The following is a 9,264-nucleotide window of genomic DNA, read 5'->3' as shown; positions in this document are numbered from 1 at the left end:
GGCCTAGCGGCGATGGGGTCCTGAACCCGCCAACCGACGCCGCTTGAACCGCTCGTAATAGACAAACATCGCTAGCCAAACCCAACCCAAACCGCAGGTGGTCAGGCCCACCAAAGCGATCTTGAGCAGTCGCAAACACCAGTGACCAAGCCAAGCCAGCAGGGAGAGCCGAGGCAACTGACGCCGCTGGCGCGATCGCTTCGGCAAGCAACCCATCACTTTCGGGCGATTAAGCCTGCAGGGCAATGGGCATTAAGTCCGATTGTCTTCCCCTCGAATCCGACTGAAGCTAGGCCCATCGAGATCGGAGACGCCTTAGATGGTCGACACTCCACCCAACCAGACGTCAGGAGCGAGCTGACTGAAGGCGCCTGCTCCAACAGTCTTCTCAAACCGTGAGCGGGCCGTCAGATCAAACAAACGTGTGCGTTTGAGCTGTCGGCACTCCATCTGCACCGCCACAGGTGCCCCAAGGAGTCACAACTGCTCCACACCTGGACACCTGGCCCCAGGTGACCTCCCTCAGCAGCTCCGACCCACTCTTTCGTCATCCACGAAACGGGTCATTCCATGCATGAACGAGCGAACTAGGCCGTCTCTTCCATCCGGGAGGGGCGGCCTCCTCCTATGGGAGATCAGGCAATCCAGCGGTCCTGATCCATGATTCGTTTGATCAGCAACCCCAGGCGCTTGAACTCGGCAAAGTTCAGCTCCTTCACCGCCCGGTCCAGGCCGCTGTCGACCCACTCACCATCGCGCTGCTCATAGATGGTGAAGTCCTGGTCCAGCGACGCACGCTTAATGCAGTAGGTCACCCCGTCCTCGTGCAGGAAGGCTTCGGAGTGCAGCTGCAAACCCATGGATCCCGATCGCGCTGCGGAGAGGCTACGGGGCCTCCCTCAGGGCTCCGACTGACTGGCCTGATCGATCGCGAAGAGTCTCTGTTCGATCTCTCGAGCGATGCCTTGGTAGAGGCCAACCCGCTGCTTGGATCGGATCGCGATCTCGAGGTAGATCAACAGTCCAATGCTCAGCATCCAAGGCGATGCGCCTGGGCTGAAGCTGAACACCACCACAAGGACCGCAATGAAGCCCCGCAGAAAACGGCTGAAGGGATTGCGTTTCTGAGCCAAGAACCGGGCCGAGTCCTCTTGGGCCCGAAGGCGATCGGTGCCTTCCAGGGGGTCGCCATCGGTATCCAACCAATCAATCGGTAGACCACCGCGTCGCTGGTAGACGATGCGATAACTCAAGCCCTCAGGCGTTTCCTGAACACGGGTCCCCGAGTAAGGCGCCAACTGCAGATCTCGTTTGCGTCCCCAAGAGTTTGGCGCTCGATCCAATCGGCCCTTGCAATCGAGCCAGCGGCTGGGCCATGACTGCCTTGGAGACGGCTCGACGTCACGGACCGTCCTCATCAGGGGTGCGGTGCAACGCGCCCCACACCCTGGCTGGAGCCATGTCGGAAGAGGAGTTTCTCGAGGCGCTCTCCGGCGTTGACGCACAACTCAGCAGCCACAGCAGCTGGGAGCAGATCAAACGCGTGGCCTCAGACCACCCCTGGTCCCTGGGCGAGACGCCTCTCTCTCCCGGTCAGCAGTGTGTGCTGGCGTTCTGGCGCATTTTCTCGCGGGATGAGCAAGGTCAGTCCACCGCTCCGATGCCTGGACAAGGAACCAGCCAGGACATCCTGCAGAGCCTCAGTGATTTTCAGGAAGACTTTGAGAGCTCGGTCCTGATCAACACCGACCTCGACCTTGACTCCATCCGGGAGTTATTCCAGGCCCTGGCCCCGAACTAAGCCAGGGATCGCGGCGAAGGACGTGAGCTGAGCAGGGATTCAGCCAGCCAGATCTCCGTTGCGGTTTTCAGCACCAAGAGGGTGGCGACCAACGTCAACATTCGGAGCATGGTGAGAACACCAACTGGGACGACTGTCACACCAACCCCAACCAACAACTGTTGCCGTCACTGCTGAGATCAGCAATCCCACATCTCTGGGCTCAGCCTTCCTGGAAGAAAGGATCCGGGAGCGATGGATCCAGGAGCTTGGCGACGCCGCCTTGTCCCACAACAGGCAGCCCCTCAGGCTTCAGCAAGCCCAACTGCACCAGCACCGTGGCCTGATCCCAGTAGATGTGCTCATAGCTCACCCGATCTCCCTCGATCCCAACGATCACCACAAAGGCCACTTCCACACGCCGCCCTGTGGGCTCGACCCCCGGCAGCATCCAATCCATGGGATGGGTATGGGTGAAGCGAATCACCAATTCATCCACCAGCCGCTCCGCCGAATGGGTGCGCGAAATGGGCGCAAAGGTCACATCGGGCGGGAAAAACTGACCGACCAGGCGATTGGCATAAAAACGGCGGACCCCTTGCGGCCCCGAACCACCCACCATCGTGGGGATGTTCACCAGATGGGGATTGGCGCTCATCGTCGCCAAGGTGCCATCCAGATCTCCCGCTAACTCGGCCTGCATGTGACGTTCAAAAATCGCGTCAATGGCCTGAGCCAAGCCATCTGCCGTCATCGGAAAGCCGCGAAGACCTCCATTGTCAGCAGCGCATTCGGCACGAACAAGCCCTGCCCCTTGCAATGACACCAAGTCAGTAGTAGTACAGGCGTACCTGCGCAGAGCACATGGATGAGTGGGAGTTCATGGAAGCCAGGCTGCTGCGGGCCTCACGCTCAGGCCGCGTCTGCATCACCTGCCAGCACTTCACCTACGGGACCGACGCCCACTGCCGCACCCTGCTGGGCTGCAAGCTCCAGTCCAAGCAGCTCGGCCAAGGCGAACACCTCACGAAGAAATGCCAGCACTGGCTGATCAGACGAGAGCGTCAGCTGGGCTGGTGCCCCGAGGCAGCCTGACCACAGCTCATAACAAGACAGGACGCCTCAGCCAAATACTGAGAAGCTGTGGACAGCTCGCCTACCAAAGCCCCTCAACCGTGCCCTGGGAACCAACCGAGGACTTCCTCAACAGCGGCTATCAAGACGTCATCGAGCTGGTCGAACGCTGGCGGCAGCAATACGGCGCCGACCACCACGCCTGCGGAATGATGCTGCGCACCATGGGGCTCTCCTACCTGGAGCATTACGGAGAAGGCGGCGACCACAGCAGCACCCACCCCTTCCCCAATCACGCAGGCTCCAGACCACCAAAGCCCTGAGCAAAGCCCAAATCCGCGCAATTTGGAAGAAAAACGGAAGGAACAGGTATTAATCCCTACGCCGCAAGGGGCTGAACTCGATTAGTCCAGAAGGAAGAGGTGAGTGTCCAATCCTTGTCTCCTCCGGCTCCTGATGACCATGACCGAGAACATCCAGGAGCAGGTCAAACGCTCAGCCCATGAACGCTGGGTGAGCACCGGACTGGCTGGCCGCCTGGTGCGCCTCTGTCCCGCACTCTTCCCGGACCTGCAATCGGCTGGGCAGTGGGTGAGCGAGCAAACAGGCACGGCGATAGGAGGAATGGGCGGAACGCGGCTGATGCTGCTGCTGCGGGATCACGAACTCAGGCGCATGGTCGAGGAGCAGCACGCCTGCGCCCTGACCTGTGCCATCCAACCCACTCAGGCCTGAGCTCAGGAGCGGGATCTCGAGATCCAGATGCGCTCGAGAACCTGACGGAATTCCGCCTCGCTCAGGGGCTTGGCCAGGGCTCGCCGACGGGCGAGTGCCGTGAGCCACCAGACCTGCAGACCCAGAAACAGCAGGGCCAACACAGCGAGCTCAATCCATCCGCTCTGCAGTGCCGGCATGACGCCCCGAGTGCTTTGACCATCCAACCGCAGAGACTCGCCCTGGGCGTTCAAGCTTGCTAAGAGAACAGCAGTACCTGCATGCGGCGATGGGCTACGTCATTGGCCTGTTGATGGTCTGCCTCCCCTGTGGCTTCATCTCGGCTTCGATCGCGCGCGCCAAGGCGCGTCGATGGGCCCGTTGGTTTTGGGCAGGCCTGCTCTTTGGCCCCCTGGGCCTGATCGGTGCAGCAGGGATGCCTGATCGCAAAAGCCAGGTCTGGCTGCGCTTTTTAGCAGAAGCCCAGGGCTATCAACCCCGCCATCACAAGGACAGCGAAGTGCCTGAGTGAAGCGCTGTAGCTGACGACAGAGCGCAGCATGGCTACGACATGGAGATGTGGCTGATCGGCGCCTGTTTTGCCCTGTTTTGATCTCACGGTTCATTTCCCCGATGGGGATTCAGAACTCCACCTCATTGCCTTTAGCGAAGGTCATGCCTTCAACTTGGCCAGACGGCAATTCGGCAATCGTCCGCTGACGATTCGCAAACGTCCCATGCCGCCGCGGCCCTCCAGCACTGGCGACTGAATTTCGTCATGACTGAGCATTTGCACTCATGACGGGAGTCGATGCTGCGGCGTCATAACAGTGCAGGAGACGATCGCCCCGCGACCGCGCTCCAACTCGGGGGCCTCTCTTTGCTGATCCTGGCCCCCACCCCCCAGCCTTGCCATCGCCGGCATCCTGGGGAGAGCTGACGGCGGCAGCATGCGCTCTCCATTCCGCGAGCCCCCCGAGGCGAAGATCTGGCGACTCAGTCGCACCTGGAGCCAACCCTGGCTGAAGAACTGGCGCGGGGACCTCACCGGCGGCATCACAACCGCCGTGGTGGCCCTGCCACTGGCCATGGCCTTTGGCCTGACCTCCGGAGCCGGAGCGATCGCCGGCCTCTGGGGCGCCATCGTTCTGGGCTTCATCGCCGCCCCCCTCGGGGGCACGCCCTCCCAGGTCTCTGGGCCCACCGGTCCGATGACCGTGATCATGGCGGCGGTGATCACGGCGCTGATCGGTCGCTATGGAGCAGAGGCGGGCCTGGCCGTGGCCTTCACCGTGGCCCTGTTGGCGGGCGCCCTGCAGGTGCTCTTCGGGGTCTTCCGCCTGGGGCAGTACATCGTTCAGATGCCCTACTCGGTGATCTCCGGCTTTATGTCGGGGATCGGCGTGATCGTCGTGGTGCTGCAGCTGCCGATCCTGCTGGGCCTCAGCCTCAAAGGCACCATCCCCCAGATCCTGGCGGCCCTACCCGCTCAGCTGCCCAACCTCAACGGCCTGGCCCTGCTGATCGGCGCCCTGACCTTTGCCCTGATCCGCTCCTACCCCCGGCGCTGGAACCGCTGGCTTCCAGCACCGCTGGTGGCCTTGGTGCTGATCTCAGCGCTCAGCACCCTGTTGCCCGAGGGCTCCATCCCCCGCTTGGGCGCCATCCCCCAGGGGCTTCCGACCCTGCGCTGGCCGCAGCTGCGCTTCGACGACCTCCGCCTGTTGGGCGGTTATGCCATCACCCTCGCCGTCCTGGGCTCGATCGACTCGCTGCTGACCTCCTTGGTGGCCGACAACATCACCCGCACCCAGCACCGCTCGGACCGTGAACTCATTGGCCAGGGGATCGGCAACATGGCTGCCGCCCTGGTCGGGGGTCTGCCTGGAGCGGGCGCCACGATGCGCACCGTCACCAACGTGCAAGCGGGCGGACGCACTCCCCTCTCAGGGATGGTGCACTCACTCGCCCTACTGATCGTCACCCTGGGGGCCGGCTCCTTCGCCTCTGAGATTCCCCTGGCCGTCCTCGGGGGGATCCTGCTGCATGTCGGCCTGGAGATCGTCGACTGGAGCTTCCTCAAGCGCGCCCCTCGCCTGTCCTGGAAAGCCACGGGCCTGATGTGGCTCGTTCTCTTGCTCACGGTCTTTTGGGACCTGGTCACCGCCGTCGTCATTGGGGTCTCCCTCGCCAATGTGATCACCATCAAGGACCAGGCCGATGCCCTCCAAAAAGCCAGCCGGCGCATCACCGGCGGCGATGGAGACCCTGACGAGCCGTCCCCCGTCAGGCTCAACGCCGAGGAGCAAGTCCTGCTAAGGGAGGCCGGGAGTGAGGTGGCGCTGTTAAGCCTTGCCGGACCACTGAGTTTTGGGGCGAGCCGCTATCTAACCCAACTCCTCCAGGAGAGCTCCGCCTACGCCACCTTGATCCTGGATCTAACAGCGGTTTCCCACCTGGGGGTCACGGCCTCCCTGGCCATTGATGCGGTCTGCCGCGACGCCACGCGCCAGGGACGACGGGTGATCATCGCCGTTCCCCAGGAGCGCTACCGAGAACGGCTCAGGCGGCTCGCCATCACCCGTTTCATCGGCGTTGAGCTCTGCCTCAACCGCCAGGAGGCCCTGCTCAACGCCCGCGCCCATCAGCTTGCAGCCGAATCGGGACAGGCTCCCTAGCTTGACTTCAGTGGACCTGGGCCCTTGACGCGCACCATCCTCAGCCTGAGCGGCAGCGGACTGCTGCTGCTGACCCTCGCCGCCCCAAGCCCCAGCTGGGCCCAGAAGCGAATCCCCAAGGCCGCAGGCCAGGACCAGTGCCCGCTCGGCTATGTCAACGACTTGGGGAGCCATTGCGTCTCGCCCATCTACTACGAGGTCGCTCCCACCAACGGACAACCCTGCCGCTCCGGCTGGATGAACATCGGAGCGGGCTACTGCAAGAAGAAGACCCTCGGCATCTTCTAGAACCCGTGAATGTGCCTATGGACCAAGGCTCAGGCACGAAGCCATAACGGTTGTGGAAGCGGTCGAGTACCAACCCGCTATCCGAACGGGGGCCGCCCCCCTTGAGGCCCCCAACAACAACCCTCCAGCGCTCCCGCCGAACGCTGGGGGGTTTGTTGTTGAAGCGCGTGCCGGACACTGGTGCGCAGCGATGGCCGCCATCCATGCCCTACCGGATCAAGACCCACGACGCCTGGGGCAGCACCCCGGTTGGCGACTTCCCATCCCTCGAAGCCGCCCGTCAGGCCTTCAGCAGCCTCTGCCAAGACCCCTGGTACCGGCAGGACGGAACCGTCAAAGGCCTTGAGCTCCTCGAGATCCAGGCCGATGGCCAAGCCCAACGCCTGGACTGGTTTGCCTTCGCCTAGGTGAATGCGCTCATGCCATTGCAGCCTTGAACTTTTAGCCCTGGAGAAGTTCACTCGCCCAGGCCGCAATGACCCGCTCCCCCGAGCAACAAGACCAGCTGCGCCAGGAGGTCCTTGAGACCGTCAAAGGTGTTCTGCCGCTGCTGATTGCCCTGAGCGCCGCCTGGATCGCGATCGATTTCGCCACCCATCTCGCCAGCTGAGGGGACAGCTAGTCCTCGACCTGGCGCCGCTGGTACTCCATGCAGCCCTTGTAATCACGGGCCTTGAGACAGCGTTCATGGGCTGGCGGCGGCGCCTCACCTGACTTGCCAAACAACTGTTCGGTGTCGTCCTCCGACAAGCCAAAAAAGGCAAACAGGACCGGGACCAGGATCAAGCCGCTGAGCATGCGCTGGGGGAAGAAGGCTTCACAACGCCAGTGACGCTGTTGGGATTCACCGTTCGGATCACCCCCGTGTCCACGCAGGCGATCTGAAAAAAGCTATTGCCATTGTCCCTGGCCCCGCCTTCGCGGTGAATCACCTGACCGACCCACCAGTCCTGCTCAGGGGGCTCCACCAGCACCACATCACCAAGACGCACCGAGAGAAAAGCGGGCATCAGCCACCCCAAGCGAACTAGTACAGGCGTTCTAGCCTGCTTGGGCTTTGGTGTCGACCTCGGCCAGGTTGTGGTCCACGCGGGCCAAGCGCTCCATCACCCGATGGAGGTCCAACTCGGAGAGCTCGCCGCTGGCGGTCCACTTCATGCAGGTGGACCCCAGACAATCACGGGCTGCTCCACCGTTCTTAAGGGCTGTCATCGCGACCTCCCACTTCCTGATGGAATCACTCTCAGGGAGCATCCACCGGGCGGCCTACCCCCAGATGGGGGCAGTTCAGCGGACGTAGGTCTGGGCCAAGGCCGTGAGCAACTCAGCGATGAAAGCCTCCGGACAACCCAGCTCCTGCTGCAGCTCATCGCATTCATCGCGGAAGAACTCCAACGTGCGTGCGATCACGCCATCGCGCTGCTCAGGGGTGGGCGTCCAATCGGCCATGGTCGACGCTGGAGGGGAGGGGAATGATGATCGATGCAGCCCTCCGAGTCCCAGTGAGTCAGCCGCCCAAGATGGCTCGCCGCAACATCCCCTGGGTGCTGTGGGAACTGCTGCTGCGGATGCGCCTGGACCTGCTGCTGATGCTGGTGCTCTGCGGGCTAGCCCTGGCCATCAAGGCCGATCCCCAGGTCCGGGACCTCTCGATCATTGATGGCTCGGGCCTCTCCATGCTGGGGATCGCGGTCTCGATCTTCGTGGGCTTTCGCAACACCCAGGCGATCAACCGTTGGTGGGAGGCCCGAGTGCTCTGGGGATCGATCACCAACGAAGCGCGGCAATGGCGCGACACCCTGCAGACCCTGATCGGCAGCCAGGAGTCCTGCCGCCAGCAACAGCAGCAACTGGTGGCGCTGCAGGTGCTGCAGTGCTGGGTGCTGAATTTTGAGCTGCGTGGGATCTGGCGCAGCGATGCCCGCACCCTGGTGGATGCCCTCAGCCGCAGCCTGGGACTCCCCGCGGACACCAGCCTGCAGCGCAGCCTGCAGCACAGGGCGCAGCTCATCGGATCGCTCTACAGCCAAGGCGCCATCAACGACTGGGGACGCGATGCCCTGCTGCGCTGCAGCACCGCCTTCATCAATTCCCTGGGCGGCCTGCAGCGCATTCGCAACACTCCGCTACCGCCGACCTACGACGTCTTCATCCGCCTGATCTGCTGGCTCTATGGCTACGCCCTCTTCGCCAGCTTTGCCAGCCGCGACTCCGCCTGGACCGGCGCGGTGCTCTTTCTGGGCTTCATCACCGCTGAGCGAATCGGCGCCTACGTCGAGGGGCCCTTTGATCAAGACGGCAGCAGCTTTTGCGTGCCGATGGATGCGATCTGCAGCACCATCAGCGCCGACCTCCTGCCGACCTCTCCCTTGGGGCGGCTACCCATCAGCCGGGACCCCAGCCGCTGGTCCTAGGGCAAACCTCAGCTTTTTTAAAGGTCCGCTGTAGCAATCAACACGCTGCCCTTCTGACGAGCAAGGCCACGATCAAGGAGCTGGCGGAGCGCCACGGCGCACGCGGAGGAAGACACCCTGCGCCGTCAGCACCCTCTTAGGTGGGAAGGGTGAAGCCCGACTGCATGTTCTTCACGTCGAGCATCACCCAGGTGAGCCAGACCAACAGGCCGATCACACCGGAGACAGCCGCGACCTTGCCGGAGAGGCGCAGGAGCCATTCCCAAAAACTGATCTCTTTCACCGGCTTCAGCGCAACTGCTGCATCCTGCCTGGT

At 62.8% G+C, this 9,264-nt stretch carries 19 protein-coding genes; 10 read left to right on the top strand and 9 right to left on the bottom strand.

From position 1 onward, the window contains the following. Positions 1–3: 3 nt before the first annotated feature. From QZ189_RS09625 to QZ189_RS09615, 3 genes are all read right to left on the bottom strand, one after another. Positions 4–207 carry a hypothetical protein gene (locus tag QZ189_RS09625; RefSeq protein WP_156797862.1) on the bottom strand — a complete coding sequence of 68 codons (204 nt, stop codon included), beginning with the start codon at positions 205–207 and terminating at the stop codon, positions 4–6. A 428-nt stretch (positions 208–635) separates the two neighbouring features. Further along, positions 636–860, bottom strand: coding sequence for a hypothetical protein (locus tag QZ189_RS09620; protein WP_247477656.1), 225 nt, complete (start codon positions 858–860; stop codon positions 636–638). Positions 861–899: 39 nt separating this feature from the next. Next, a complete protein-coding gene (locus QZ189_RS09615) occupies positions 900–1,298 on the bottom strand; it encodes a hypothetical protein (protein ID WP_156797861.1) in 399 nt (132 codons plus the stop codon). Between the two features lie 161 nt (positions 1,299–1,459). Between QZ189_RS09615 and QZ189_RS09610 the strand changes: the two genes are divergently transcribed. Then, the gene (locus QZ189_RS09610; protein WP_296416501.1) at positions 1,460–1,801 is read left to right on the top strand and encodes a hypothetical protein; all 342 of its coding nucleotides are present in this window, start codon (positions 1,460–1,462) and stop codon (positions 1,799–1,801) included. 202 nt (positions 1,802–2,003) lie between these two features. Here the strand turns inward: QZ189_RS09610 and QZ189_RS09605 are convergent, their stop codons facing one another. Then, positions 2,004–2,534 (bottom strand): nuclear transport factor 2 family protein, encoded by a 531-nt coding sequence (locus tag QZ189_RS09605; RefSeq protein ID WP_010316116.1) that lies wholly within the window; start codon positions 2,532–2,534, stop codon positions 2,004–2,006. Between the two features lie 128 nt (positions 2,535–2,662). Between QZ189_RS09605 and QZ189_RS09600 the strand changes: the two genes are divergently transcribed. The 3 genes from QZ189_RS09600 to QZ189_RS09590 all read left to right on the top strand — a co-directional run bounded on the left by QZ189_RS09600 (position 2,663) and on the right by QZ189_RS09590 (position 3,589). After that, complete coding sequence (locus QZ189_RS09600; protein WP_296416504.1) at positions 2,663–2,875, top strand: galactose oxidase; 213 nt, start codon at positions 2,663–2,665, stop codon at positions 2,873–2,875. A gap of 80 nt (positions 2,876–2,955) precedes the next feature. After that, the gene (locus QZ189_RS09595) at positions 2,956–3,177 is read left to right on the top strand and encodes a hypothetical protein (RefSeq protein ID WP_247477635.1); all 222 of its coding nucleotides are present in this window, start codon (positions 2,956–2,958) and stop codon (positions 3,175–3,177) included. A 139-nt stretch (positions 3,178–3,316) separates the two neighbouring features. Continuing rightward, positions 3,317–3,589, top strand: coding sequence for a hypothetical protein (locus QZ189_RS09590; RefSeq protein WP_296421633.1), 273 nt, complete (start codon positions 3,317–3,319; stop codon positions 3,587–3,589). 2 nt (positions 3,590–3,591) lie between these two features. On the opposite strand, the gene QZ189_RS09585 is transcribed toward QZ189_RS09590, so the two are convergent. Next, positions 3,592–3,768 carry a hypothetical protein gene (locus QZ189_RS09585; protein ID WP_296419264.1) on the bottom strand — a complete coding sequence of 59 codons (177 nt, stop codon included), beginning with the start codon at positions 3,766–3,768 and terminating at the stop codon, positions 3,592–3,594. 56 nt (positions 3,769–3,824) lie between these two features. Here QZ189_RS09585 and QZ189_RS09580 point away from each other — a divergent pair, with 56 nt between their 5' ends. The 5 genes from QZ189_RS09580 (at position 3,825) to QZ189_RS09560 (ending at position 7,144) form a co-directional block, all read left to right on the top strand. Then, positions 3,825–4,100, top strand: coding sequence for a hypothetical protein (locus QZ189_RS09580; protein ID WP_296416507.1), 276 nt, complete (start codon positions 3,825–3,827; stop codon positions 4,098–4,100). A gap of 418 nt (positions 4,101–4,518) precedes the next feature. Beyond that, positions 4,519–6,246 (top strand): SulP family inorganic anion transporter, encoded by a 1,728-nt coding sequence (locus QZ189_RS09575; RefSeq protein ID WP_296421632.1) that lies wholly within the window; start codon positions 4,519–4,521, stop codon positions 6,244–6,246. Positions 6,247–6,270: 24 nt separating this feature from the next. Further along, positions 6,271–6,534, top strand: coding sequence for a hypothetical protein (locus tag QZ189_RS09570; protein WP_247477626.1), 264 nt, complete (start codon positions 6,271–6,273; stop codon positions 6,532–6,534). Between the two features lie 203 nt (positions 6,535–6,737). Continuing rightward, positions 6,738–6,941, top strand: coding sequence for a hypothetical protein (locus QZ189_RS09565; RefSeq protein WP_296416512.1), 204 nt, complete (start codon positions 6,738–6,740; stop codon positions 6,939–6,941). A gap of 68 nt (positions 6,942–7,009) precedes the next feature. Further along, a complete protein-coding gene (locus QZ189_RS09560; protein WP_010316098.1) occupies positions 7,010–7,144 on the top strand; it encodes a hypothetical protein in 135 nt (44 codons plus the stop codon). Between the two features lie 8 nt (positions 7,145–7,152). On the opposite strand, the gene QZ189_RS09555 is transcribed toward QZ189_RS09560, so the two are convergent. From QZ189_RS09555 to QZ189_RS09545, 3 genes are all read right to left on the bottom strand, one after another. Continuing rightward, a complete protein-coding gene (locus QZ189_RS09555; protein ID WP_296416514.1) occupies positions 7,153–7,332 on the bottom strand; it encodes a hypothetical protein in 180 nt (59 codons plus the stop codon). Next, entirely contained in the window at positions 7,317–7,544 is a 228-nt protein-coding gene (locus QZ189_RS09550) for a DUF3104 domain-containing protein (RefSeq protein WP_043705725.1), read from the bottom strand. The genes QZ189_RS09555 and QZ189_RS09550 overlap by 16 nt, the downstream gene beginning before the upstream one ends. 277 nt (positions 7,545–7,821) lie before the next feature. Further along, a complete protein-coding gene (locus QZ189_RS09545; protein ID WP_010316090.1) occupies positions 7,822–7,983 on the bottom strand; it encodes a hypothetical protein in 162 nt (53 codons plus the stop codon). Between the two features lie 71 nt (positions 7,984–8,054). Between QZ189_RS09545 and QZ189_RS09540 the strand changes: the two genes are divergently transcribed. Beyond that, positions 8,055–8,948, top strand: coding sequence for a bestrophin family ion channel (locus QZ189_RS09540; protein WP_296421631.1), 894 nt, complete (start codon positions 8,055–8,057; stop codon positions 8,946–8,948). Positions 8,949–9,084: 136 nt separating this feature from the next. On the opposite strand, the gene QZ189_RS09535 is transcribed toward QZ189_RS09540, so the two are convergent. Continuing rightward, positions 9,085–9,264 (bottom strand): hypothetical protein (locus QZ189_RS09535; RefSeq protein ID WP_296416530.1); only part of this gene is annotated, 180 nt, incomplete at its 5' end.

The organism is Vulcanococcus sp. CPBay_Sum15L08_68 (assembly GCF_017855895.1).
In the GTDB taxonomy this organism is placed as follows: domain Bacteria; phylum Cyanobacteriota; class Cyanobacteriia; order PCC-6307; family Cyanobiaceae; genus Vulcanococcus.
Note: the sequence above shows the minus strand (reverse complement) of the source record. Positions and strands in the feature narration are given on the sequence as shown.